Source organism: uncultured Planococcus sp. (assembly GCF_947501725.1).
In the GTDB taxonomy this organism is placed as follows: Bacteria; Bacillota; Bacilli; order Bacillales_A; family Planococcaceae; genus Planococcus; species Planococcus donghaensis_C.
Genome location: NZ_CANMXD010000009.1, coordinates 1 through 25,120 on the forward strand (window position 1 = coordinate 1; position 25,120 = coordinate 25,120).

20 protein-coding genes and 1 riboswitch are annotated in these 25,120 nt (G+C 47.4%); of the genes, 5 read left to right on the top strand and 15 right to left on the bottom strand.

Going from position 1 to position 25,120, the window contains the following annotated elements; translation table 11 throughout:
• Nucleotides 1–327: 327 nt before the first annotated feature.
• Nucleotides 328–1,401, bottom strand: a complete 1,074-nt coding sequence (gene rlmN, locus Q0785_RS13475; protein WP_298830602.1) for a 23S rRNA (adenine(2503)-C(2))-methyltransferase RlmN — start codon at nt 1,399–1,401, stop codon at nt 328–330.
• Between the two features lie 155 nt (nt 1,402–1,556).
• Between rlmN and Q0785_RS13480 the strand changes: the two genes are divergently transcribed.
• Nucleotides 1,557–2,027 carry a VOC family protein gene (locus tag Q0785_RS13480; RefSeq protein WP_298830604.1) on the top strand — a complete coding sequence of 157 codons (471 nt, stop codon included), beginning with the start codon at nt 1,557–1,559 and terminating at the stop codon, nt 2,025–2,027.
• A 228-nt stretch (nt 2,028–2,255) separates the two neighbouring features.
• On the opposite strand, the gene Q0785_RS13485 is transcribed toward Q0785_RS13480, so the two are convergent.
• The 3 genes from Q0785_RS13485 to Q0785_RS13495 form a co-directional block, all read right to left on the bottom strand.
• Nucleotides 2,256–3,770, bottom strand: coding sequence for an acetyl-CoA hydrolase/transferase family protein (locus Q0785_RS13485; RefSeq protein ID WP_298830605.1), 1,515 nt, complete (start codon nt 3,768–3,770; stop codon nt 2,256–2,258).
• 576 nt (nt 3,771–4,346) lie between these two features.
• Complete coding sequence (locus tag Q0785_RS13490) at nt 4,347–4,991, bottom strand: LytTR family DNA-binding domain-containing protein (protein WP_298830607.1); 645 nt, start codon at nt 4,989–4,991, stop codon at nt 4,347–4,349.
• A 97-nt stretch (nt 4,992–5,088) separates the two neighbouring features.
• Nucleotides 5,089–6,591: a succinate CoA transferase gene (locus Q0785_RS13495; protein ID WP_298830608.1), complete on the bottom strand. Its 1,503-nt coding sequence runs from the start codon at nt 6,589–6,591 to the stop codon at nt 5,089–5,091.
• Nucleotides 6,592–7,030: 439 nt separating this feature from the next.
• Between Q0785_RS13495 and Q0785_RS13500 the strand changes: the two genes are divergently transcribed.
• Together Q0785_RS13500 and Q0785_RS13505 are read left to right on the top strand one after the other, a co-directional pair.
• The gene (locus tag Q0785_RS13500; RefSeq protein WP_298830610.1) at nt 7,031–8,290 is read left to right on the top strand and encodes an MFS transporter; all 1,260 of its coding nucleotides are present in this window, start codon (nt 7,031–7,033) and stop codon (nt 8,288–8,290) included.
• Nucleotides 8,291–8,435: 145 nt separating this feature from the next.
• The gene (locus Q0785_RS13505; protein WP_298830612.1) at nt 8,436–9,323 is read left to right on the top strand and encodes a MerR family transcriptional regulator; all 888 of its coding nucleotides are present in this window, start codon (nt 8,436–8,438) and stop codon (nt 9,321–9,323) included.
• A 63-nt stretch (nt 9,324–9,386) separates the two neighbouring features.
• Here Q0785_RS13505 and Q0785_RS13510 read toward each other — a convergent pair whose 3' ends face one another.
• Together Q0785_RS13510 and Q0785_RS13515 are read right to left on the bottom strand one after the other, a co-directional pair.
• Entirely contained in the window at nt 9,387–9,572 is a 186-nt protein-coding gene (locus tag Q0785_RS13510) for a hypothetical protein (protein WP_298830614.1), read from the bottom strand.
• A 94-nt stretch (nt 9,573–9,666) separates the two neighbouring features.
• Nucleotides 9,667–10,965 carry an NCS2 family permease gene (locus Q0785_RS13515; RefSeq protein WP_298830616.1) on the bottom strand — a complete coding sequence of 433 codons (1,299 nt, stop codon included), beginning with the start codon at nt 10,963–10,965 and terminating at the stop codon, nt 9,667–9,669.
• A 423-nt stretch (nt 10,966–11,388) separates the two neighbouring features.
• Here Q0785_RS13515 and Q0785_RS13520 point away from each other — a divergent pair, with 423 nt between their 5' ends.
• The gene (locus Q0785_RS13520) at nt 11,389–12,300 is read left to right on the top strand and encodes a nuclease-related domain-containing protein (RefSeq protein ID WP_298830618.1); all 912 of its coding nucleotides are present in this window, start codon (nt 11,389–11,391) and stop codon (nt 12,298–12,300) included.
• A 316-nt stretch (nt 12,301–12,616) separates the two neighbouring features.
• Here Q0785_RS13520 and Q0785_RS13525 read toward each other — a convergent pair whose 3' ends face one another.
• The 7 genes from Q0785_RS13525 to Q0785_RS13555 all read right to left on the bottom strand — a co-directional run bounded on the left by Q0785_RS13525 (nt 12,617) and on the right by Q0785_RS13555 (nt 21,855).
• Complete coding sequence (locus Q0785_RS13525; protein ID WP_298830621.1) at nt 12,617–13,828, bottom strand: NupC/NupG family nucleoside CNT transporter; 1,212 nt, start codon at nt 13,826–13,828, stop codon at nt 12,617–12,619.
• A 164-nt stretch (nt 13,829–13,992) separates the two neighbouring features.
• Nucleotides 13,993–15,420, bottom strand: a complete 1,428-nt coding sequence (locus Q0785_RS13530; protein ID WP_298830624.1) for a DHA2 family efflux MFS transporter permease subunit — start codon at nt 15,418–15,420, stop codon at nt 13,993–13,995.
• A 108-nt stretch (nt 15,421–15,528) separates the two neighbouring features.
• Nucleotides 15,529–18,576, bottom strand: a complete 3,048-nt coding sequence (locus Q0785_RS13535) for an efflux RND transporter permease subunit (protein ID WP_298830627.1) — start codon at nt 18,574–18,576, stop codon at nt 15,529–15,531.
• 100 nt (nt 18,577–18,676) lie between these two features.
• A complete protein-coding gene (locus Q0785_RS13540) occupies nt 18,677–18,922 on the bottom strand; it encodes a hypothetical protein (protein ID WP_298830628.1) in 246 nt (81 codons plus the stop codon).
• Nucleotides 18,923–19,040: 118 nt separating this feature from the next.
• Nucleotides 19,041–20,207 (bottom strand): TraB/GumN family protein, encoded by a 1,167-nt coding sequence (locus tag Q0785_RS13545; RefSeq protein ID WP_298830631.1) that lies wholly within the window; start codon nt 20,205–20,207, stop codon nt 19,041–19,043.
• A gap of 131 nt (nt 20,208–20,338) precedes the next feature.
• On the bottom strand, nt 20,339–21,184 hold the full coding sequence (locus Q0785_RS13550; RefSeq protein WP_298830634.1) for a neutral zinc metallopeptidase: 846 nt from the start codon (nt 21,182–21,184) through the stop codon (nt 20,339–20,341).
• A 59-nt stretch (nt 21,185–21,243) separates the two neighbouring features.
• Nucleotides 21,244–21,855: a class I SAM-dependent methyltransferase gene (locus Q0785_RS13555; RefSeq protein ID WP_298830636.1), complete on the bottom strand. Its 612-nt coding sequence runs from the start codon at nt 21,853–21,855 to the stop codon at nt 21,244–21,246.
• Between the two features lie 105 nt (nt 21,856–21,960).
• A riboswitch (Lysine riboswitch) is annotated at nt 21,961–22,139 on the top strand.
• Nucleotides 22,140–22,268: 129 nt separating this feature from the next.
• Here Q0785_RS13555 and dapA point away from each other — a divergent pair.
• Entirely contained in the window at nt 22,269–23,159 is an 891-nt protein-coding gene (dapA, locus tag Q0785_RS13560; protein WP_298830639.1) for a 4-hydroxy-tetrahydrodipicolinate synthase, read from the top strand.
• A gap of 50 nt (nt 23,160–23,209) precedes the next feature.
• On the opposite strand, the gene Q0785_RS13565 is transcribed toward dapA, so the two are convergent.
• Both Q0785_RS13565 and Q0785_RS13570 read right to left on the bottom strand, forming a co-directional pair.
• Complete coding sequence (locus Q0785_RS13565) at nt 23,210–24,049, bottom strand: STAS domain-containing protein (RefSeq protein WP_298830642.1); 840 nt, start codon at nt 24,047–24,049, stop codon at nt 23,210–23,212.
• A gap of 121 nt (nt 24,050–24,170) precedes the next feature.
• A complete protein-coding gene (locus Q0785_RS13570; RefSeq protein ID WP_298830645.1) occupies nt 24,171–25,109 on the bottom strand; it encodes a GGDEF domain-containing protein in 939 nt (312 codons plus the stop codon).
• Nucleotides 25,110–25,120 lie beyond the last annotated feature (11 nt).

Below are 25,120 nucleotides of genomic sequence, written 5' to 3' on the forward strand. Positions count from 1 at the left end.
AAGACAGGCTGGTGAAGCGGCATGTTTTCAGCCGCATAACCAGATTGGCTTATGATCCGAGGAGTTGGCTGCTGGAGCTGGACAATGAAGAAAAGCGCAAGCGCCCGTGTAGTTCCGACAAGCGCTGGAAGCCTTACCGGTGATGGCGATCTTTGCCATCGCAGGTGAGGCTGAAGCGACTCGAGGGACTGGGCGCTGGAGTCTGGACAATAAGAAAAGCGCAAGCGGAAAACAGCTACGTCTAAAAAGCATATTCCTTACTTAGTATATTTTCTGAACCACACAAAAAAGCGTTCCTGAAATTTCAGGAACGCTTTTTTTATATTATTATACAGTTACTTCTTTTTTCTCTTTTTTGATTTGCTTGCTTCGCAATTGTCCGCAAGCTGCATCGATGTCAGCGCCCTGCTCGTGGCGCACGCCACAATTGATGCCTTTCTTTTTCAAAGCATCATAGAAAGCAGTGATCGCTTCCGGCGTACTTTGCTGGTACTGATCATGCTCATCAACTGAATTGTAGGGAATCAGGTTGACGTATGATAGATGACGTTTGTCTTCCAGCAATTTCGCCAATTGATTCGCTTCTTCCACATGGTCATTGACGTCGCGCAATAAAATATACTCAAACGTGATGCGGCGGTTGGATTTCTCCAGGTAGTAGTCGATGGATGCCATCAATTTTTCAATCGGATAAGCTTTGTTGATTTTCATGATGCGCGTACGCAATTCATTGGTCGGCGCATGGATTGAAATGGCCAGATTCACTTGCAGGCCTTCGTCTGCATAATCGTAGATTTTCGGTACGATACCACTAGTCGATACCGTAATGTGGCGAGCTCCGATAGCCAAACCTTTTTGTGAGTTGACGATGTTCAGGAAGCCCATCAAGTTCGTATAGTTATCGAATGGTTCGCCGATACCCATTACGACGATGTGGCTGACACGCTCGTCTTTTTGCTGGGAGTCAAAATGTGCTTGTACCTGCATGATCTGCTCAACGATTTCGCCCGCATTTAAATCGCGGCTCTTTTTCAAAAGTCCGCTGGCGCAGAAACTGCAGCCGATGTTACAGCCAACCTGTGTCGTGACACAGACCGAATTTCCGTATTTGAAGCGCATCAATACGGTTTCAATCAAGTTGCCGTCCTGCATTTGGAATAGGAATTTGATCGTGCCATCTGCCGATTCCTGCTTAACGGTCTCTTTCAAAGTGCGGATCGCAAAGTTATCTTCAAGCAATTGAATGCAATCCTTCGAAAGATTGTTCATCTCTGAAAATTCGGTGACACGTTTAATATACAACCAGTCCCATACCTGTTCTGCACGGTATTTTTTCTGGCCGTTTTCTAAAAACCATTCTTTTAACTGATCTATCGTTAATCCATAGATGGAATTTTTCATTTTAGTACCCTCATTTCAAATTTCACAATTGCTTATTATAATACTAAAAATAACGCTTGACAACAACTATTTTTGTTTAGACAGAAAACTCTGATTTAAATATTGCTTATTCTGCTTCTTGTATGGGTAGAGAATGATAGGAAGGAGTGGATTTTATGAGCACGATTACACATGTGGGACTTGCCGTTCCCGACTTGGATCGAGCCATCGATTGGTACAAAAAAGTGTTTGATTTCTATATATTGGCAGGCCCTTTCGACTTTAATGCGGAGGAAGAAGAAGCGAATGCCATGACATTGGATCTGCAAGGAAGCGGGCTGAAGAAGATGCGCAACGTCCACCTGATGTCTTCAGGCGGCGTCGGCATCGAGCTTTTTGAATTCCAGGATCCTACATATTACAGCGATCATTACTCACCACATGCCGGTTTTATCCACATATGTCTGGTTGTCGATGATCTTGTCGGAACCATCGAAAAAGCCGTGCAGCATGGTGGCAAACAACGCAGTAAAATCTGGAATATCAATAAAGGCAAACCTCATTATTTGGTTTATACTGAAGACCCTTTCGGCCATGTGGTTGAACTGTACACTCGCAGCACTTCTGAAATTTACGGCAATAAGTAATAGAAAAACCAGACAGCTTGTTTAGGCTGTCTGGTTTTTTTAAGTTATAGGGCGCTTCGCCAGATCGTCTTATGCCCGGCAGAGCTACACGGGCGCTTCCGCTTTTCTTTTGTCCAGCTCCAGCGCCCAGCTCTTTGGGTCATAAGCCACTCTGGCTATGCGGCAAAGTACGCCGCTTCGCCAGATCGTCTTATGCCCGGCAGAGCTACACGGGCGCTTCCGCTTTTCTTATACCAATTGCTCTTTCTTCTGTAGCATTGTGCCGTTTTTCGCTAAATCGGCGTGCCATGAGAAGGCTTTTTCCAACACATGTGGTGTTTGTCCCCCGCGTGTCAAAGCTTCGTCGTAATACTCGCGAAGTTGAGCGCGGTATGACGGGTGTACGCAGTTTGCAAGGATGACTTCTACACGCTCACGCGGAGCCAGTCCGCGAAGATCTGCATAGCCTTGCTCTGTTACCACCACATCCACATCGTGTTCTGTATGATCCACATGGGATACAAACGGTACTACACTTGAAATATTTCCGTTTTTGGCAATTGATTTTGTGACAAAGATCGCCAGACGTGCATTTCGTGCGAAATCACCTGAACCACCGATGCCGTTCATCATTTTCGTACCCGATACATGCGTGGAGTTGACGTTTCCATACATATCGAATTCCAAAGCAGTATTGATTGAAATCAATCCGAGTCGACGGATAATTTCAGGATGGTTGGAGATTTCCTGTGGACGCATAACAATCTTGTTGCGGTAGTTTTCGTATTCCTCAAAGACTTGTTTCATTTTAGGTTCTGATAATGTAATTGAACAGCACGATGCGAAACTTACTTTCCCAGCATCCATCAAATCAAAGACAGCGTCTTGAAGAACTTCCGAGTATACTTCCAAATCTTTGAACTCAGAGTCGATCATGCCATGCAAAACAGCATTCGCAACAGATCCGATTCCTGACTGCAAAGGAGCTAATTTTTCTGTCAAACGGCCTGCGCGGATTTCAGAACGCAGGAACTCAAGCAGATGGTCAGCCATGATTTTTGTTTCTTCATCCGGCGGTACGATGTTTGAAGGAGAATCCAATTGCTCAGTGAATACGATGCCTCTGACTTTTTCCATATCGATCGGAATTCCGATCGTGCCGATACGCTGATCTGCAGCAGTCAACGGAATTGGTGAGCGCTCGCCTTGTTTGCCGGTATCATAGATGTCATGAACGCCTTCAAACCATTCAGGCTGTGCCATGTTGATTTCTAGAATGATGTTCTTAGCGTGCTTTGCAAAAATCGCATTGTTCCCGACAGAAGTTGTCGGAATGACCATGCCATCTTCTGTAATGGACAGAGCTTCTAAAATTGCAAAATCAATCGATTCTGTCACTCCGGAGCGAATCCATTCTGAAGTATGCGATAAGTGATGGTCCACAAACAGCATTTCACCGTCGTTGATTTTTTTGCGCATTGCCGGTTCTGCCTGGAATGGCAAACGTTTGTTGACAATTCCCGCTTCCGCGAACAATCGATCGATGTCTGAACCTAAAGATGCGCCTGTGAAAACGTTCACTTTAAAGCTTTCGTCTTCTGCACGTTTCACTAATGCCAAAGGAACCGCTTTCACGTCTCCAGCGCGGGTAAATCCACTAAGACCCAATGTCATTCCGTCCTGTATCCATGAAGCTGCCTCTTCTGGTGTAACCACCCGATCCTGTAATTGTTTCGCTTTGATGCGCTCAAGTTTCTTTTCCATTGTAATCACTCTCTTTCAAAGTTTAGTTTTTAATGCTGCTCGCTTGATAAAGCGTTTTCATGAGCGGTCGCTCAGTTGAAAATCGCAATCCGTACAAAAATGGGTATAGTTTTTCATTATCTATCAACAACTTAATTATTAGATAATTTTAACTTGTTTTGATATGTTATTGAGCATTGCAGATTGGAAAAGAGTTTATTTCTGCCAAGCAGTGAAAAAGGTGATTGAAGCAGCATATTTTTAATAACGCAAAAAAGCATCGATACAACCCTTATGAGGATTGTATCGATGCTTAGCTCTTCCAGTTTCAGCGGGCGCTTGCGCTTTTCTATGTCCAGACTTCAGCGCCCAGCTCTTTGGGTCATAAGCCAACCCAGCTGCGTGGCAAAGTACGCCACACTGCTGGTCTGTCTTATGCCCGGCAGAGCTAAACGGGCGCTTCCGCTTTTCTTCATTGTCCAGACTCCAGCGCCCAGTCCCTCGAGTCGCTTCAGCCTTACCCGCGATGGCAAAGACCGCCATCACCGGTAAGCCTTCCAGCGCTTGTCGGGACTATACGGGCGCTTCCGCTTTTCTTTAGAACCCCAACAGTTTTCTGAAGTAGCTGGAGTAGGACTGGCTGACGGGGATTCGTTCCCCGTTATTCATCGCCAGGACGAATGTGGAATGGGTATCCGGATAAATTTCTTCTATATGATGTACGTTGACGATGAACGAACGATGGCACCGGATGAACGACTCACGCGGCAACAGGAATTCAAATTCCTGAAGGGAGTTTTTATTGGTGCCGGAATAGCCCTCAGCGTGGACATGGGTTTTGCGGTCCTTCACTTCCAGATACTTAACTTCGGTAAAAGGAATCGGTTTCCAGCCGTCTGGGCTTTTCACCGTAACAACTGACTTCCCTTCCGTAAACGCTGGATAGATGGCCATGACACAGCCCTGAAGCTCCCCTTCATGCTCAAACGGCACAGCCATTCCGTGGTAAGGTACGCCGAAAATTTCCCGATTGATGAATTCGGAAGTTTTCTGATTCGACTGCAGTGCTTTATGTGCGATGGTCCCCGGCTTCACCAGGTCTCCTGATTTTATTTTCAGATCGACCCGCTTGCTCGGCCTGTAATAGATATATTCTTTTGTGTTGGTCACAGCTATTGAAATTTCGTCAGAGAATAATTCCCCCATGACATCCAATAGTGAACCTAGTGTAAAGCTCTCCATAATAACCCTCCTGTTTCAACTCAATGCTTTGATTATACACGAAAAGCCCTTCTTCTATTAGAAAAACCAGCCCTTCTTAAGGACTGGTTTTGTACGATTAATCAGAAATAAGCATTGTTCCATTTTCCATTAAATTAGTATGCCAGGAAAAGGCTTTTTCCAGCACATGAGGTGTCTGTCCTCCACGCAGCAGTGCTTCTTCATAATAAGCCTGCATTTGGTTCCGGTACATCGGGTGGACACAGTTCCCGATGATCAGAGGCACCCGCTCACGCGGAGCGAGGCCGCGTAAATCCGCGTAGCCCTGCTCGGTTACGACAACATCGACATCGTGCTCGGTATGGTCTACATGCGTGGCGAATGGGACTACGCTTGAGATGATGCCGCCTTTGGCAATTGATTTTGTGACAAAGATGGACAAACGGGCATTGCGGGCAAAATCACCGGACCCGCCGATGCCGTTCATCATTTTAATGCCGGACACATGGGTCGAGTTTACATTGCCGTAAATATCGAATTCCAGTGCTGTATTAATGGAAATCAAGCCGAGACGGCGAATCAATCCTGGATGATTCGTAATTTCCTGCGGGCGAAGGATGATTTTATCCAGGTATTCGCCAAAGTTTCCGAATACCTGCTTCATCTTCTCCTGAGACAGCGTAATCGACGAAGCGGAAGCGAACTTCACCTTTCCTGCATCCATCAAATCGAAAACCGCATCCTGGAGAACTTCTGAGTATACGTCCAACTCATTGAATTCAGAATCGATCAAGCCATGAAGAACGGCATTCGCAACTGAACCTATTCCAGACTGAAGAGGAGCGAGTCGATTGGTCAACCTCCCCGACTTCACTTCCGCTCGCAGGAAATCCAATAGATGGCCAGCCATCACTTCCGATTCGGCATCGGGCTGAAGAATAGTGGAAGGGGAATCCTGCTGTGCAGTAAAGACGATGCCCCGGACCTTTTCTGGATCTACCGGTATTCCGATCGTTCCGATCCGATCATCCGCGCGAGTCAGTGGAATAGGCGAACGCTGCCCCTGCATTCCCGGTTCGTAAATATCATGGATTCCTTTGAACAATTCAGGCTGTGACAGATTGATTTCAATTATGACATTTTTGGCGTGTTTCACGAAAACCGATGAATTGCCGACAGATGTTGTTGGAATGATCATGCCATCTTCTGTAATTTCCAAAGCTTCGATTACTGCAAAGTCGATTGGTTCAATCACACCTGCCCGAATCCACTCAGCTGTCTGGGAAAGATGATGATCGACAAACAGCAAATCGCCGCTGTTTATCTTTCTGCGCATGGCTGGATCCGCCTGGAACGGCAAACGCTTATGGATGATTCCCGCTTCTGCCATTAGTCTGTCAACGTCCGAACCCAACGAAGCACCCGTAAAGACATTCACTTTAAACCGCTCTGTTTCCGCACGGCGAATCAATGCATACGGTACGGCTTTGGCATCGCCAGCGCGCGTGAATCCACTTAGCCCTAACGTCATTCCATCTTCGATCCAAGAAGCTGCCTCTTCAGGAGAGACAACCCGATTCTGCAATTCAATGGCTTTGATACGACGAAGTTTTTTGTCCACCTTTATCACCCTTCAGAAGCTTTAGTTTTTGAAGTTGTTCAGTTATTATGTCTTATTCCCTGATCTCTAAAAATAAACCAAACTTTTTCCTAACTGCGTTTGCCCTCTCTTCTTATATAATATAATAAAGTATTTTATCTTTTCGTAAGACAATTGTGCTTATGAGCCTCTGCAATGTCCTGGTCCTTTATCAACTGGTCTGCTGTTCGATTTCACTATCAATTATCCATTTATTTTAGGGCTCGGCCTGTTGATCATCACCTTATGGATCGCCGTCGCTTGGCGCATTTCACGCGCCGCCAAAACACATGCTTTACTGAAGGTGAATGATGCTTCTCAAGCGGAATCTCTGGTCTAAAGATTCCCTTTTTTTATGGGTTCCTCAGTTGATAATCCGGTCAAGCCTGTTTTATTGACAAGAAGTGGAAGCTCAAATAATATGGAAAAGCTGAAGAAAAAAACTTCGTATAAACACATAGAAGAAATGAGGAAATCTGTCATGTCTGCAGACCAAAAAAAGAAAATTTTTATCCTGATGATCAATATGTTCATCGCCATCGCAAGCTTCGGAATCGTTATCCCGATCCTGCCTTCCTATCTGGAGTCCATAAACCAAGGCGGTATGGCGGCTGGCCTGATGATCGCTATTTTCGCCGCTGCCCAATTCGTGTTTTCTCCGATTGCTGGAAAATGGGCCGATCAATACGGACGCCGGAAAATGATTATCTACGGCCTACTCGGTTTAACGATTTCCATGTTCGTTTTCTATGCTTCTGACGCCATCTGGGTATTGTACTTATCCCGTGTGATCGGCGGCGTGGGAGCAGCGATGCTGATTCCCGCTATTTTCGCCTATATTGCAGACATCACGACCTTTGACCAGCGAGCGAAAGGAACCAGCCTGGTGTCTGCCGCCATGTCGCTGGGAATTGTCGTAGGACCTGGCATCGGCGGATTTTTAGCTGATTATGGCCTGAAGCTGCCATTCTTGGTTTCTGCATTGGTATCCCTGGGCGCAGTGCTCTTTTCCGTCATCTGGCTGAAGGAACACGATGCAACAGATGCCAATCCTGTATTGGCTGCTACATTGACCGATGAGGAATCCATGTTCACTAAAATAGGCCGCTCCACCAAGATGCCATATTTCATTCCATTGGTCATCACACTCGTCATGAGCTTCGGCTTATTGGCATATGAATCCGTAGTTGGCCTGTATCTGGACAATCAATTCAACTCGACTGCAAAAGACATCGCCTTCATGATTACCGCAACAGGTGTCGTCAGCGTTATTGTACAATTGTTTATCGTTGACCGGATTGTTCGCCGTTACGGAGAAGTTGCCATTCTAGTCACATTCTTAGGGGTTGCAGCTTTTGGCTTCCTGATGTCCCTGTTTGCGGGAAGCTACATCATGTTCTTCGTCGTTTCATTAGTGATTTTCATGGCTACGTCTATTTTGCGTCCAGTCTTGAACACTTTGATTTCGAAAATGGCTGACGGTGAAGTCGGCTTCGCGATGGGCATGAACAACGCCTATATGAGCATCGGGAATGTTATTGGGCCATTGCTTGCAGGTGTCCTTTACGATATCAATATCATTTATCCATTTATTTTGGGTCTGATCATGTTGATGATCACCATGTTCATCACAGTCTCTTGGCAGCGTTCGCGCGCCGCTAAAGCTTCTGCAGCTGTATAAAGATCGATAACGATGGGCTCTCTCCGGAGAGTCCATTTTTTCATCCTTTTTGTCGAATTATGTCTCCAGCTTTACGGGTCTGTCTATACGTTGTATAATATTTGTACAACACGTAACCATAAATCTATAGAATGAAGGTAATGCTATGTATAATATTAAAGCAGCTGCCAAAATCTTAGATATGCCGAAAGTGACAATCCGATCCTGGGAGACGCGTTACAGTGCGATTACGCCTGCCCGTACGGAATCTGGACACCGCTTGTATTCGGATCAAAATCTGGAAGATTTGAAATGGCTAAAAATACAAGTCCAGGACAACGGCATGAAAATCAGTGAAGCGGTAAAAAAGCTTCATGCTTCACGCAAGCAGTTCATCGTACCCAATAATGAGCTCCCTCAAAAAGAGGCAATGGAATACGATGAACAAATAAACCAACTTTTTCAGGCTGCTGCAGAGATGGATACGGAACGCTTCAATTATTTGCTGGATCTTCATTTTTCTTTATTCCATCACCAAACAGTCTTTTTTTATATCATCGCGCCGTTGATGGTGCGTATTGGAGAGGCTTGGGAAGATGGCGTCATCAGTGTGGCTCATGAGCATATGATCACACATATCGTCCAACAGCGCTTCAATCAATTTTTCCGTGTTTTTCCGATTTCCCCTAATCTGCCAAAAGTCATGGCACTCAGCCCAAGTGGAGAGCAACATCAATTAGGCTTGCTGCTATTCACTTTATTTCTTCGGGAGAACGGGTTTTCGGTTGTTTACATCGGGCCGGATACACCTCTCGAAGGCTTAGAGGAAATGGTCACCAAACAGAATTTCAAATTGATGTGCATGTCCATCGCCTCGCCCAAACTCCTGCCGGTAGCTAATAAGTACATTGATGCCTTAGCTAAAGCCAACCCTGAAATGCATTTCATCCTCGGGGGGCAAGGCGTCGATTGTGAGCATACCGAAGGCAACCGCTGGTACTTGGGCAGCGATGTAAAAGTTTGGCAGCAATGGATGGATCAACAAAAATTTTAGCAACATGCAAAAACGCCCTCAATCATCGAATTGAGGGCGTTTTTGTATAGTTTTTTTATAAGCTTATTCCAAGTCGAGGTCCTGATAATCTTTCTGGTAAGTTCCATTGTCCGTCACTTCTGAATGGTAAAGCGCTTTTAAGGCAAAACCTTTTTCAAGCTCCATTTCTTTCATCAATATTTTCAACCGCTTCTTCAATTCCGGATGATCGCTGACCAACTGCTCCATTTTGGATTTGGTGTATTTCATCTTTATCCGCTCCTTTTGGATCTTCTTCTTCCATTGTACACTGCTATAGAAAAAAACGCACTTGCCTCAGCAAGTGCGTTACTGTTGACGGGCCTCAACCCAGATAATGAAACACGAAATTTGCGAGGAACAGGCCGGCAATCACAAACAGGGTCGGCGAAACTTCACGCCCTCTGCCAGTTGCGATTTTCAAGATCGGATACAAGATGAATCCGAAAGCGATGCCGTCCGCAATGCTGTACGTAAACGGGATCAATGCCACAATCAACAGAGCCGGAAAGCTTTCAGTCATGTCCTTCATATCGAGATTCTTGATATTCTGCAGCATCAACCCGCCGATGATGATCAGGATCGGTGCAATCGCGCTGTCCGGAATCAGCTTGATGACCGGAATGAAGAACGAAGCGACCAGAAACAACAAGCCGGCCGTAATCGTCGTCAATCCAGTCCGGCCGCCTGCAGTCATACCTGCAGCACTTTCGACGGTCGCCACTGTCGGGCTCGTGCCGAAAATACCGGATGTCATCGCAGACACGGAAGTCGCTTGGAACGCGCGGCCGAATTTCTCCGGGCGCTCGATGAATGCCACTTGTCCGTGGACAAGGCCGATGTTTTCAAACACCAGCACCATCGTCAGCGAAAATACCGCGACCCAAAACGTCATGGACAGGATATTGCCGAACGACAATGCGCCAAATACCGCAAATGCTTCCGCCGCATTAATCGATGATTCGTTCATACTGCCAAAGTCGATCTGGCCGAAAAACGAAGCGATGACCGTTCCCACCACAATCGTGATCAGGAAATTCCCCGGCACGTTGCGGATGAACAGCACTATCGCGATAAGGAAGGTCAGCACTGTCGCCAACACCTGCGCATCTGCAAGCGAACCGAGTGCCAGAATCGAACTCGTCCCACGCTCCACAATGCCGCCTTTCTCAAGGCCGATCAGCATAAGGAATAAACCCAGTCCGACTGTAATCGCTTCTTTCAGCGAATGCGGCACTGCCGCGCTCAGCATTTTCGCGAAACGCGTGAATGCCACCGCCACAAAGATCACGCCTGAGACAAACACGACCGCCAACGCTTCCTGCCACGACAAGCCCATCGACTGGACCATGGTGTAAGAGAACAATGCGTTGATTCCCATACCGGGTACCAATAAAATCGGCGCATTGCCCCAAAATCCCATGATCAGACAGCCAAAAACCGACGCCGCAATCGTTGCGACAATCGCTGCTTCAAGCGGCATGCCCGCTTCCGATAAGATCAGCGAATTGACCGCGATGATGTAGACCACCGTAAAAAAGCCGACCAATCCCGCTGTCATTTCGCGTTTGACCGTTGTATCGTTTTCCTGAAGACCAAAATATCGGTCCATCCAATTAAACATAGCCAAAACCTTCTATTAAATTAGCCCTCTCCCTACCCGCTCTGCCTATCGAAATAGGTAAGCCAAGATAGGAGTGTAATCCAAAAAGATAAGGGTGTCAAGAGGATATGCTTGATGGCATGAACGGTGGGAAATCTCTTCGACCGAGTGTAAATCCTTCTAAACGACCGCAAATCTCTGCGAACGGCTGCAAATCGGGATGAGCGACTGCAAATCCTTTTGAACGATTGCAAATCTCCAAGAATGGTTGCATTTGGCTGAACAGCTTTGGTGTTGGTCGCTTTTCGCCTGCGAAAAGCCGGTATTCAGGTTTTTCATCGGCTCTTAAAATAAGATAGCCGCAAGGAAAGGAGCAATGCTATAATTCTATTAATTTAAAAAGGAGGGATTCATATAGTAGATTTATTACCGCGTGCGAAAGCATTGGAACTATTGCTAATACGGCTCGGCGAACATCATCCTCAACGACCGTTTCTTGAACGGGAGCTCCACTGGACAACTGCAGGAACAAGGGGCGAAGGCCGTCTGCAGAAAAAGTTCCATGAGTTCTATTCGGAGGAAGAATTCCAGATCCTTTGGGACATCAGCTTGAATATCGGCACCTGGTCCGTTCAGATGGATGGCCTGCTGCTCACTGAGCGCTGCGCGGTCATCATCGAGTCCAAAAATATCAACGGCCGGCTCCATTTTGATGAGAAGACGGGCGAATTTTTCCGAATTAATGCTGCTGGAGAAAAAACCGTCATGGAAGATCCTCGCGTTCAGTTGAATAAGCATATCCGTTTTCTGAAGCAGTTCTTCCAAATGAAAAAAATAAATCTGCCAGTATCCGGTCTGATCGTCTTTACTGCCAAAGATTGCGAATTCGCGTCCAAACCGCATCGCGCTTCTATTTGCAAAACCTATCAAATGATCGAATATCTCCTGAAGATCCTGCAGGCTTTCCCCCTTGAAGCCGACAATAAGAAACTGGCTAAAATCAAAAAAATGATTTTGGCTAATCAATCCCCTTATAAACAAGCCCCTTTATGCACCTACTATTTCATCGACCCAAAAGATTTACTGCCTGGCGTTTATTGCCGACACTGCAAGTGCCTGTCGATGCAGCGGGACCAGCGCAGCTGGATCTGCAGCCGATGCGGTGCGCGCGATTCCTCCGCTCATCTTTTGGCGATCCAGGAATACTTTACTTTTGTGGAGCTGGAGATCACCAATCGAAAGCTTCGGGAGTTTTGTGGATTGGCGTCTCGAACTGTGGCTAAACGCTTACTGATACAGCTGGATTTAGATAGCACCGGCGCCCTCAAAAATCGCGTCTATCATTTTAGAGAATAGTGAGAATGGAGCCCCGCAAATTGCGGGGCTTTTTGCATGATATTTTATGCAAAAATAGCTGAACGCCCATAAATCCGGCTGGACGACCATAAATTTTTTTGAGCGCCCACAAATCTCTTCCAACCGCCCACAAATCCATTTGACCGCCCATAAATTTTTCTGAACGCCCATAAAATCATTTTCGCGCTCAACAGGCAATTTAAACCCGAAAACCAACCACCCAAAACCCCCAGAATACCCGCTTTCCGCAAGCGAAAAGCACTAAAACCCGAAAAAAAGGACCTGCAGAAGCTGCAGGTCCCTCACATTATAAAGTTTAGACGAACATTCCGGCGATGGCTGCGCTCAATAACGAAGCGAGCATACCAGCCGCAACGGCGCGAATACCGAGGCGGGCGATGTCCGGGCGGCGGCTTGGCGCCATGGCACCAAGTCCACCAAGTAAAATTGCAAGTGAGCTCAAGTTAGCGAATCCGCAAAGGGCAAAGCTGACAACGATGACGGTTTTAGGTGAGAGGTCAGCAATTTCCGGAGCAAAGGCTGTGTACGCAACAAACTCGTTGAGCACCAATTTTTGTCCGATGAAACTGCCCGCTTGGACAGCTTCTGCCCAAGGAACACCGATCGCCCAGGCAAGCGGCGCGAAGATGACACCCAAAATACTTTGGATGGTCAGGCCTTCAAAGCCGAACCAGCCGCTGATGCCGCCAAGCATCCCGTTCAACAACGCGATCAACGCGATGAATGCAAGAAGCATCGCACCGACGTTCAAAGCCAGTTGAAGACCGTCAGACGCACCGCGTGCTGCTGCATCCACGACGTTGACCGACGTTTGGTCTTTTTCCATCACAAATTCTTTTTCTTCGACTTCCTCTGTTTCCGGCATCATCATCTTAGCCATGATCAAACCGGCTGGTGCAGCCATGAAGCTTGCAGCAAGCAAGTATTCAAGCGGTACGCCAAGAAGCGCATAACCCGCTAAAGTAGAACCGGCAACAGATGCCAGTCCACCCGTCATGACAGCGAACAACTCTGATTTGGTCATCCCTGCGATGAATGGGCGCACGACAAGCGGCGCTTCCGTCTGGCCGACGAAAATATTCGCCGCTGCTGAAATCGATTCCGCTTTACTGGTTCCAAGAAGCTTCGATAACGCGCCTCCCAGAAGTTTGATGATGATTTGCATGACACCAAGATAATAAAGTACTGAAATTAAAGAAGAAAAGAAAATGATGATCGTCAATACTTGAAAAGCAAAAACGAAACCGAATCCTTGTGTATCCGCCGCTGGGCCGAATACGAAAGCGATTCCTTCACCTGCGTAGTTGATGACGTTCTGGACTTTATTTGAAACCCATAATAACAACTTTCTTCCAAATTCCCATTCCAGCACCATAAATGCAAACGTGATTTGGATGGCTAATCCGCCGAGAATTGTCCGTGGCTTAATAGACTTCTTGCCGCTTGATAATAGGAAGGCGATTCCGAGAACAACGAATACGCCAAAGATGCCCCACAATAAATTCACAACTTCACCTCATCGGTATATTTTTTTATCAGAAAATTAAGCAAATAATATGTTTAACTCCACTGTCGTCAGACATCTTACCAAATCTAGCGAAAGAAGTAAATGGCTATCGTGTGACAAAATGATAACGCATTCATCAGTTTTTATTCCATATACAAGTCTTCTTACTCGCCTTTATCCGCCGCTTCCATCCCTGGACCGGTTTTTCTGAGGAAAAACGCCAATCCAACACCGATGATGCTCAAAATACCGACGACGATAAACGAAATATTGACCCCTCGTATCAGGCCTTGCACGCCGTATTGTTCAGGATCCAGCGCAGTGCTTGTCATGACGGTCACCAGAAGTGCCGTCCCGATTGAACCCGATACCTGCCGCATGGTATTGCTCATTGCTGTGCCATGCGGAATCAGCCGTTCCGGCAGCTGGTTGAGGCCGGCTGTCGTCACTGGCATCATCACCATCGCCACACCGAACATGCGGATGGCATGTATGACGGTTAAATAGAGGAAAGAAGTGGTCGCGGTCAGCACCGTAAACTGGAAAGTCGACACCGTCACGATCGATAAGCCGACGACCGCCAGCCACTTGCCGCCAACTTTATCAAAGACCCGGCCCGTGATGGGGTTCATCAAGCCCATGATGATGGCTCCCGGCAACAGCATCAGGCCCGACTCAAGCGCGGTAAAGCCGTGCATGTTCTGCATATAGATCGGCAGGATGGTGGCGCTGCCGATCATGGAAATGAAGACGATGACACTTAGGATAGTGGATAAAGTGAAAATGCCGTAGGAAAATACCCGGAATTCCAAAATCGGCTCATCCAACCGGAATTGCCGGCGGATAAAGAACACCAGTGAGATGATGCCGACAACAATGGAGATAGACACTGCAGGACTATCCCAGCCCAGCGAGCCGGCACTCGAAAAGCCATAAAGGATTCCACCAAACCCAAGCGTCGACAGGACAATCGATAAATAGTCCAAAGTCGGAAAGGTTTGTCTGGTGACATTTTTAAGGAAGAAGTACGCCAAGATCAAATCCAGCAAGGCAATCGGGATGACGATGTAAAACAGTGCGCGCCATGGATATTGGCCGACGATCCAGCCTGACAATGTCGGGCCGATCGCCGGAGCGAAGGAAATGACCAAACCGAACAAGCCCATCGCCTGCCCGCGTTTTTCCACCGGGAAAATGATGAACAGCACTGTCTGCGTCAACGGCATCATGATGCCTGCTCCAGCCGCCTGGACAATCCGCCCGACCATGAGAACCGAGAATCCCGGAGCAAACGCACAAATGATTGTGCCGGCCGCAAATAAACCCATCGCCACAAAAAACAGGTTGCGTGTCGAAAATTTCCCGATCAAAAATGCAGTAATCGGAATCATGACTCCGTTGACCAGCATAAAGACGGTTGTCAGCCACTGTGCCGTATTCGCGGAAATGCTTAAATCGTCCATAATATGCGGCAAAGCTGTCGCGAGTAAGGTTTGATTTAAGATAGCCACAAAAACCCCAGCCATCAGCACCGCCAGGAAGGGCCCTTTCGCGATATCGTTTTCTATTTCCTTCTGTCGGATCTCCGCCATCGCCTCTTCCCCCTACGATCGTCTTTACTTTATTGCTTACCCTTTCGCTTTCCAAATATTCACCCATATAAATAAAACTGCGCAGCCCGAAGGCAGCGCAGTCCAGTATTATTCTGTAACTTGATTTCTGCGGCGGTTCACACGATAGAACACCAAGTACAATGATGGGATCATCACCAAGGTGAACAAGCTTGAGAACGCCAATCCGGCGATGATGGTGACTGCCAGTGGTTCAAATAACGGATCTCCCGACAAAGCGACCGGCACGAGTGCAATGATCGACGTAATCGAAGTCAATAGAATCGGTTTGATGCGGGCATAGCCTGATTCGATGATGGCTTCTTTGATATCGAAGTCACCCGACAGGCGGCGCGCTTCCACAAAGTCGATGAGAACGACCGCGTTGCGCACAACAATTCCTGTCAGGGAAACGATTCCCATGACACCCAGGAAGCTGAGCGGTGTCTGTGTCAGGAACAAGCCTAGAATCGCACCGGAAATACCCAAATACACGGCGATCAACACAAGGAATGGCAAGCTGAATGATTTAAACTGGAAAGCGATGACCAGGTAAACCAACAGGAGCACGACCAGGAACAGCACGCCGATTTCAGCAAAGAATGCTTCCTGATCCGAGTTTTCGCCGCCAGTCGATAATTCATAGCCTTCCGGCAATGAATCACGTTCAGCATCCACTACATCCAGCATTTTGCTTTCAAAGTCATCCACTTCGCCGAATGCGCGAAGCGTGATGGAACGATCGGCCTGCTTATGCGGAATCTGAGCTAATCGATCTGTTTCTTCAGCTGTCAGCAATTCATCCATCGGCACCAATTGCGGCGGCCCTTGTTCAGCGAGTGAAGGAACATCAAACTGAGACAAGTCAATCGGTTCGCCGTCTTCGATGCCTGATTGTTTCAGATACACTTCATATGGCATCTGCCCTTCGTAAATGGTGTACAACGGCACACCCTGTGTCAGAAGCTGAAGCTGGTTTGTCACCGAACTGAGCGCTATACTATTTTCCTGCAGAGCATCCTGGTTCGGCACGTATTCGATAGCCGGCACCGGATCTCCCAGGTTGTCTGTGACAATTGTCGCCCCGTTTTCAAGCATCTGCTCTTTCAGCACATTACGGAGCGACTCTAATTCTTCGGTGTCCTCACCTTTGATATCGACGGTGACAGGAGCACCAACAGGCGGCCCTTGAACAATCGTATCCAGGAAGATTTCAGCCTCTGGGAAACGGTCGCGCAGCTCCGGCTGCCATTTGCTGATGAAGTCTGCAGCCGTCGTGCTTTCACGGTCAATCCGGAATGCTACCTGGCCTGTATTGCCGCCAGCATTGTCCATCGATGCCGAGAAAAGGTTCGGTAAACCTTCACCGGAGAAAATAGCTGTTTCAGCAACATTACCATCTTCTGAAGCGACCTGCTCAGTCAAGTCTGTCAGGAATGCATTTGTTTCTTCAATAGTGGTGCCTTCCGCAAGACGGACATCCATCGTCACCTCTTCGCGGTCAGCTGCCGGGAAAAATTCAAATGGTGTAAAGAGCGCAAGGGATAATAAGCCTGTCGCTACCAATAACCCGCCAACGCCTACCAGAATCGGGCGTTTCAAGACGCTGCGCAGCACTTTATTGGAATAGAACAAGGCGATTTTCTCGAGTGGTTTCCCTAAGAATCCGGGAGTGTCTGAAATTTTCTTCGCTCTTCTTTTTGTTTTTAAATACTGCATCATCGGCACCAGCGTGATCGACAAGACCGTCGAAGCCAAAATGGTGGTGATCAGGATGCTTGGCAAAGCTTTGATGAATGCTCCGTTGCCGCCCGACAACAGCAGCAATGGCGAAAACGTCACGACTATCGCCAAACTGGAGGAAATAATCGACGGGTACACTTCGCGGACGCCGGTGATGGCTCCATTAAGCGGCGAATCCCCTAATTTATAGCGCCGCTGGATATTGTCGTTGACCACGATACTATCATCAACCAGAATACCGATGGCAATGATGAGGCCGATGACCGAAATCTGGTTTAAGTCGACACCCATGAACGGAATCGGAATCATGCCGATCAATACGGAAGCCAGCACGGTCAAAGCAACTGCAAAAGCTCCGTATAAAGTCAGGCCGGCTGTGGTGACGATCAAAACTGCCAGCACTGCGATGGCCAATGAAACATACAAGCTATCAAAGATCGTGTTGACATTATCCGCTTGGGATTCGTATTTTTCTGCCTGCACACCTGCCGGCAGCGTTTCGGTGAATTCTTCAATTACTTCTGAAACATTTTCGTCAACAGACGGAACATCCTGTTCTGTCTGCAAAAAGACGGTATAGGAAATCGCAGGTTCTCCTTCGAAAGTGACGATATCTGCAGTTTCCTGATCTACCGTTTCAATGGTCGCCACGTCAGCAAGCGGAACCGCTGCTCCGCCTACCTGCAGCTGTTCCAGCTTTTCGATGCCTTCGCTTTGCTGAATGGTCAAGGTCACCTGTTCATTGCCATTGTCATGGGTTCCGAGCGATAAGGGCTGGTTGGCCTGCTGAAGCGATTCAAGCACTTCAAACGGCTGCAGGTTATTGGCTGCCAGTTCTTCACTGTCCAGTTCGATGAGTACTTGTTGCGTGTTTAGCCCTTTTACCGTCGTTCCCGCAACACCGGAAACGGCTTCCACTTGATCTGACAAATCGGATAACGCATTATCCATAGTCGCCAGCTCTTCTTCATCTCCATAGAACATGTAGGAGACCAACGGGAAAGTCAGATCCAGCTTTTCAACAGTAGGTTCCTGCGCTGTATCGGGAAATCCCGAAGCCGCACTTCCCGTCTGCTGCTGGATACTGTTGATCAGTTCATCCGGATTTTCACCGTCCTCAAGTTCCAGGGTGATGATGGATGCTGAATTGGATGAAATGGACTGCATGGATGAAATGCCATCCACTTTCTGGATTTCACGCTCCAATGGGTTGGTGATGGAAGTCTCCACTTCTTCCGGCCCCGCTCCCGGCAAAATCGTCGAAACCAGCACCAGGCTTGATGGAGTTTCCGGAATCTCACGTTGAGGCAAGGTCAGGAACGTGTAGGCTCCTATTATTGAAAGGATCAGAATCAGGAAAATAAATAATTTACTGCGCTCTAATATGTAATTCATCGGCTTTGCCCCTCTACTTTTTGTATAACAATTGTATAACTTTCACTTTATAAATGCCAGTATAATGCACAGAAAAACCGGATGAAATTTCCATCCGGTTCTACAAGCTCTGCATCTTTTGCTGTTTCATCAGAAAAGCAGCGATAAACAACACCAGCGGCACCAGAATAACTAGTCGGAACCAAATTCCTTCCCCACCCATAAAAATGAGCAGCATCGGTGGCAGCAAAGCGATTCCGCTCCAGGCAAGTGCTTGCCATGACTTTCTCCAAAAACCGACAACCGCCAGTATAATTCCGCCAATGACAAGCGACCACAAGACAATCCCAACCAAAAAGAAGCTCACCTTTTCGCGCCTCCCCATTCGTCAATCTTCTATTTAATCTATACCCCCTTTTGAAAAATAAACATCATCCATAAAAAAAAACCGGACAGCAAATTCAGCTGTCCGGTTGAAAGATCGATTATAGATTCTGGAAAAACAAGCGGATGACATCTACACCGCCGATGACATTACCGGCCGCAGTACCAATATTGGTCAACACGACGACCAGCAGGACACGCGTTACTTTATTGTCCCAAAATCCTTTGAGCGTAAAAACGTCTTTCGACAATGTCTGGAAATCTCCGACATTCGGCCGGCGGATATAGGCTTGCGCAAGTCCGGAAAACCAGCCTGCGGCCAAAAGCGGGTGCAAGGCGCCGATCGGCCCGCCCACAAAAGCAGTCAGTATGGCCAACGGATGGCCGAATGCTGCAGCGGCTCCAATAGCCCCAAGACAAGCTGTCCATAAAATCCAGCTGACGGTTTGATCAATCCCAGCTGCGGGATTGTTCATGAATGTGATGGCAATCATGGCGACAAGAGCCAATGGAATGGCCCAGCCGATGATTTTCGGCCACTTCGATTTCGGTGGAACTTTTGATAATTCCGCCAAATCATGTTCATTGTGGACTTCCTTGATAATCCCCGGAATATGGGCAGCACCGAGGACTGCGACAACTTTTTTGCCCGGTGCTTCTTTGATTTTCTGCGCCAAGTACTGGTCCCGTTCATCGATCAGCGGTTCTTTCAATTTAGGGAAGGACTGGGTGAAATCATTCATGACGGCATTCAGGGTATCCTGCGATTTCATCTTCTCCAGGTCCTCTTCCGAAATCGTCTCTTTACTGAAGATGCTGAAGAATACCGAAGTCAACAGCTGTGCTTTGCCCATAAAGCCGATATTTCCCCAGATACGTGAAAATGTCACTTGGATATTACGGTCAGCCAGCACCAATTCTGCGCCGGTTTCTTTAGCTGACGCAATTCCTTGGATCATTTCCTGGCCAGGCTTGATGCCGAACTGATCTGCCAGGCGATTCTGGAACGAGGAAATTGCCAGGTTCATCAGCAGGAGACTGGCTTTTTTGTCTTTGATGACTTTAAAAATGTCAGTTTCTTTCCACTTACTGCCTTGTGTGACCGATTCATAGCGCTGTGCATCCAACTCGATGCACACTGAATCGGGCTGCTCAGCTTCAATGACCTCTTTCACCTGTTCCGCACTGAGCTTGGAAACGTGTGCCGTGCCGATCAGGATCAATTCTTTATCGCCGTATTCTATGCGTGTAATATTATCTTGCGTCATGTTGTACTTCCTTTATAGAACTGAATTTCTTTTCAATTATAGATGAAAAGACTGTCTATTCTTTATAATGAATCACAACAGCGAAAATATCAATGCCGCACCCTTGGATTTCTGCCAAAAGCAGTTCGGAATCACAAATCAGTTGCATTGAAGGTATCGCCCTCTTTGAGATTACCGGCCTGAAAGCCTTTATAGAACCAGCGCTGGCGTTGCTCAGAACTGCCGTGCGTGAAGCTTTCCGGAACTACATAGCCGCGCGATCGCTGTTGGATCGTGTCGTCTCCCACCGCGCTTGCCGCTGTCAGCGCTTCCTCCAGATCGCCTTCCTCTAAATAGCCCATGCCTTGAGCGTGATGCGCCCAGACGCCGGATAGATAATCCGCCTGCAGCTCCAGGCGAACCTGCACTTTATTGTACTCTTCTTCACTTAACTGGTTGCGGAGAGGCTGCACTTCTTCCATGACGCCGAGCAGGTTCTGTACATGGTGCCCGACTTCATGCGCCACTACATAAGCCATGGCAAAGTCGCCGGGTGCCTGAAACTGATTCTGCAATTCATTGTAGAAGCTCAAATCGATGTATAGCTTGTAGTCTCCCGGACAATAGAACGGACCGACGGCGGCACCAGCTGTCCCGCAAGCCGACTCGACGCTTCCGGTATACAGGACAAGAGTCGGTTCAACGTACTCCATGCCTTCTTCCGCAAATACTTCTGTCCAGACCTCTTCGGTATCGGCCAAAACGACCGATACGAATTCAGCCAACTCCTCTTCTTCCTGCGTCGCAACATACGGCTCATTTGAAGTGGTTCCGGCCGATCCTCCCAATTGATCCAGAATGACGCCCGGGTCGCCACCCAAAAATGCCACCAGCAGGACAATCAAGATGCCGCCGATGCCGCCGCCTGCAACCATGGCCCCGCCTTTCCCTCTTCGGTCTTCAACATTCCTGCTGGCTTTTCTGCCTTTCCATTCCATATAGGTTCCCCCGCTTCAAATTTGTTTTTAGTTAAAACATACCCATTATTGCCTTACTTCTAATCCATATGTGGCAGTCGGTATATTAAAAAACGTTCGCGTGGCTCTTTATGGAAACCAAGCAGCTGAATTTCCTCCACTAACTCAAAGGCCGTACTGTTTTCCAGGAAATCGTTGTATTCCTGTGGAGCAAAAAACAAAATCAGTTCCACCATCCGCGGATTTGTTTCGGCAGAGCGCAAAACGTCGTTAATAAAACTGATGAATACCTGCACTGAGAATGGATTGAAGAAATAAAATTTATTGTCCCGCGCATCGATCGGATAATCCTGTGCCAGGCAATTATAGAAGGCAATGCTCTTTTCAGCGCTTTTATGTTTTTTTGCATAGTGCTTTTTGTTCTCCAAAGCTTCGGCGTAGAATACCGGATTCATCTCAATGCCCGCACTTTCCACACCAAATAGATGATGGGCATAAAAGTTCAAACGGCCTTTTCCAGCCCCCACATCCACCAGCCGGTCTCCAGGAGACAAGCTGTACTTATCGAACAGCCTGTCCAACAGCTCATAAGGAGTTGGTTCATACCGGTTATGGTGCAGCGAATCCGTGAAACCCTGCTGATTTCCTGCAGTTACAATATTCAGCCGACGGTCATGTGACTGCTCATTCATCCGAACTCCTCCCTTTTCATAAGATTTTACATTTTTCGTCTTGCAATTTACAAGAGAATTTGTTATAGTACAGCTAATTAAATATTTCTTGCTCCAGCTTTTAAGGAGTAGGATAGAGGCGCAAAAACCATCAGTACGCAAAACGAGGATGATGAGATCCATTGACGTTTGCCGAAAGGGGGATTTGCCGAAGTGGCGGAAATCTCATTTTTCCGTGCGCTGGGTCTGCATTCAATAAATGCAGGACTGTCATATAGGAAACTATATGGAGGGCTATCTGATGCACAGGAACGAATGTTAAACATTGTTTCTACTGCAGCAACGGGACCCCCTCGTTGCTGCTTTTTTTGTTTATTCCTGACTGGCCCCTCACCTCTAAGTTTCGACAAAAATTAGAAAAGGGTGTGTTCATTATGAATTTCGGCCAAGTAATTACAGCAATGGTGACGCCATTCGACCAACATGGAGAAATCGATTTTCCGGCAACACAAAAACTGATAGAGCATTTGATCGCAAACGGTTCAGACGGCCTTGTCGTCGCAGGCACAACAGGAGAATCCCCAACTTTATCGTCAGAGGAAAAAGTGGAGTTATTTGAGTTTACCGTCAACACAGTCGCCGGACGGATTCCGGTAATTGCAGGAACCGGCTCCAACAATACACGCGCTTCCATTTCTTTGACGAGACAGGCTGAAGAAACAGGCGTTGATGGGATCATGCTCGTCACGCCTTATTACAACAAACCTTCACAGGAAGGCATGTTCCAGCATTTCCAGGCAATCGCCCAGTCAACAAGCCTCCCTGTCATGCTGTACAACATCCCAGGCCGCAGTGTGGTCAATATGTCTACAGAGACAATCATTCGTTTGTCCAAGATCGACAATATCGTTTCTGTCAAAGAAGCGAGTGGAGACTTGGACGCAGCTGCAGAGATCATCGAAAAAACACCGGCTACATTTTCTGTATACAGCGGCGATGACAGCCTGACCTTGCCGATGCTGTCAATCGGCGGTACTGGCATCGTCTCAGTTTCCGCGCATGTCATTGGCAACGATATGCAGGACATGATCACCAGCTTCAAAACAGGCGATGTGAGCACTGCTGCCGCTATTCACCGCAGACTGGTCCCGATGATGAAAGCATTGTTCGCCGCACCTAATCCATCTCCGGTCAAAGCAGCACTTAACATGAAGGGTGTGGAAGTTGGCGGTGTACGCTTGCCGATGATTCCATTGACTGAAGAAGAAACTGTCACTTTACGCAAGTCTTTGCCTGATCTTCATTCTGAAGCTGTAACAAACTGACTACCTAAAAAACGCTGGAGCCTTTAGGCTTCAGCGTTTTTATTTAGGGGTCAATTGATATTCATCTGGTGAAGCATGCGCTTTAAACTGCCGCCAATCTCCAAGTCCTTCAAATCGACTCCGATTTCCGTGAGTGTCAAGGCAATTTCCGGACGGATGCCGGTTAGAACCGAGCGTACACCGACCAGCTTCAGCGACCGGATGATTTTGATGATCTGCTCGGCCACCATCGAATCCACCCTCACCACTCCCGAGAGGTCCACAATCAGCACGTTGATTTTCAGTTCATTTGCGGCAAGTAAAGTCTGTTCCAGTATATAGCGTGCCCGGTCAATTTCAATGCTGCCCACTAAAGGTAAAATAGCGATCTGATCACTGACGGGTACGACCGGTGCGGAAAGTTCAAGAAATTCTTTTCTTGCCGATTTCAATTTTCGTTGATAAGAGGCCGTGTAAGCATGGGTATAAGAATAAGCCGCATGATCCAGCAGGGAGTGGAAAAATTCCATGACATTAAAAAGAAGCTGGAGTTCCATGTCTTTTCGAACCGCTTCGGTTTTAATGATTGTTCCGATATGCTTGCGGTAAAGTGACGTTTCTGCGAGCGCGTCTTCAAGCGATCTGCCGGTTTCAAGAAAAAAATTCCCGGTCTCTTCTCCCCATTCTTGAACATCCGCATAGACTTTTTTTACATCACAGCTATTGCTGATCGACGTTCCGATAAGTTCCACAAAATCGATTCGAGCTTTATTGACAATGTCGATAAAAGCTTTGTTCATTTCAAGCTGCTCCGTAGAAACATCTCGGACCGCTTCTTCATGGACCAATTGAGCGATCAATTCTTTATCTGCTGACACCCGTTCACCAAGCAATCGATTCGTTTTTTCCATCATTACCTCCAATGGCGAAGATATTTTCATATGCCATTATTATAGCTCTTGAGCCGGTGATTGTAAGGAGTTTTCCGCATAAAAAACCATCCGTTTTAAAAACGGATGGTTAGCTCGGCTTTTATTCGATTCCAAACACACAGTTTCTGCCATTGGCCTTGGCTTTATAGAGAAATCCATCAGCCCGCGCCAGCAGACTATCCACGCCATCTTCAGCTGTGTAAGCCGCGGCCCCGATGCTGACCGTGACGGGCACATGCTGCCAATCAGCTGTTTCCATAAGATTGCATAAAGTATTGCCGAGTTTAAGGCTTTCCTCTATTCCGGCATCCGGCAGGACCACCACGAACTCTTCTCCACCGAGACGTGCCACAATCCCCTCAGATCCCACTTCCGTTTCCAGGCGCCAAGCCAATTCCTGCAGCACGGCATCCCCCATCTGGTGTCCATATGTATCGTTGACTTGCTTAAAATGGTCGATATCCAAAATCAGGACAGCCACTTTTCTGCCATTTTCCGCCTGCGCTAAAAGCTCAGTGAGCCTTTCTTCCAAGTAGCGGCGGTTTTTCAAGCCTGTCAGCTGATCTGTCGTAGCCAACTGCTGCAGTTCCAGGTTAAGATCCATCAGCTCCTGCTGTTTGCATTCCACTTCAGCCATCAAGGCCTGCAGCTTTTCATAAGCTTCTGCTGTTTCCCGGTTGATTTGTTCTGCATTGCGCTTGGCCAGCAGCAACTCCTTTTCATATTCTCCCCGGACGCTCATCTGAATCAAAGCACATTCATAAAATCCATCCTGTTCTGCCGTATTCATCAACACAGGCATTGGACCCGCATCACTTTTCAAGGTCAAAAACATTTCATTTACCGTCCCGTGCATTTTAATGGAGGGAGTAAAATAGGTCTGGAAATAAACCCGTGAAGCGATTGTCAATAAATCATGCATATGCTGTGGATTCTTTACCCTCGTCATATTCTGCAGTGTTTTGTTCATTTCGACGATACGCAAGTCCTGGTCCAGAACCAAATAACCGCAAGGCGCCCTATCGAGTTGCTGTTCCACTGTTTCCACTC

What these genes read in the sequence shown, in the direction of transcription:
- rlmN (WP_298830602.1), bottom strand. Translation starts at nt 1,401, where the DNA reads ATGAAAAATTCCATCTATGGATTAACGATAGATCAGTTAAAAGAATGG.
- Q0785_RS13480 (WP_298830604.1), top strand. Translation starts at nt 1,557, where the DNA reads ATGAGCACGATTACACATGTGGGACTTGCCGTTCCCGACTTGGATCGA.
- Q0785_RS13485 (WP_298830605.1), bottom strand. Translation starts at nt 3,770, where the DNA reads ATGGAAAAGAAACTTGAGCGCATCAAAGCGAAACAATTACAGGATCGG.
- Q0785_RS13490 (WP_298830607.1), bottom strand. Translation starts at nt 4,991, where the DNA reads ATGGAGAGCTTTACACTAGGTTCACTATTGGATGTCATGGGGGAATTA.
- Q0785_RS13500 (WP_298830610.1), top strand. Translation starts at nt 7,031, where the DNA reads ATGGAAAAGCTGAAGAAAAAAACTTCGTATAAACACATAGAAGAAATG.
- Q0785_RS13505 (WP_298830612.1), top strand. Translation starts at nt 8,436, where the DNA reads ATGTATAATATTAAAGCAGCTGCCAAAATCTTAGATATGCCGAAAGTG.
- Q0785_RS13510 (WP_298830614.1), bottom strand. Translation starts at nt 9,572, where the DNA reads ATGAAATACACCAAATCCAAAATGGAGCAGTTGGTCAGCGATCATCCG.
- Q0785_RS13515 (WP_298830616.1), bottom strand. Translation starts at nt 10,965, where the DNA reads ATGTTTAATTGGATGGACCGATATTTTGGTCTTCAGGAAAACGATACA.
- Q0785_RS13530 (WP_298830624.1), bottom strand. Translation starts at nt 15,420, where the DNA reads ATGGCGGAGATCCGACAGAAGGAAATAGAAAACGATATCGCGAAAGGG.
- Q0785_RS13535 (WP_298830627.1), bottom strand. Translation starts at nt 18,576, where the DNA reads ATGAATTACATATTAGAGCGCAGTAAATTATTTATTTTCCTGATTCTG.
- Q0785_RS13545 (WP_298830631.1), bottom strand. Translation starts at nt 20,207, where the DNA reads ATGACGCAAGATAATATTACACGCATAGAATACGGCGATAAAGAATTG.
- Q0785_RS13550 (WP_298830634.1), bottom strand. Translation starts at nt 21,184, where the DNA reads ATGGAATGGAAAGGCAGAAAAGCCAGCAGGAATGTTGAAGACCGAAGA.
- Q0785_RS13555 (WP_298830636.1), bottom strand. Translation starts at nt 21,855, where the DNA reads ATGAATGAGCAGTCACATGACCGTCGGCTGAATATTGTAACTGCAGGA.
- dapA (WP_298830639.1), top strand. Translation starts at nt 22,269, where the DNA reads ATGAATTTCGGCCAAGTAATTACAGCAATGGTGACGCCATTCGACCAA.
- Q0785_RS13565 (WP_298830642.1), bottom strand. Translation starts at nt 24,049, where the DNA reads ATGGAAAAAACGAATCGATTGCTTGGTGAACGGGTGTCAGCAGATAAA.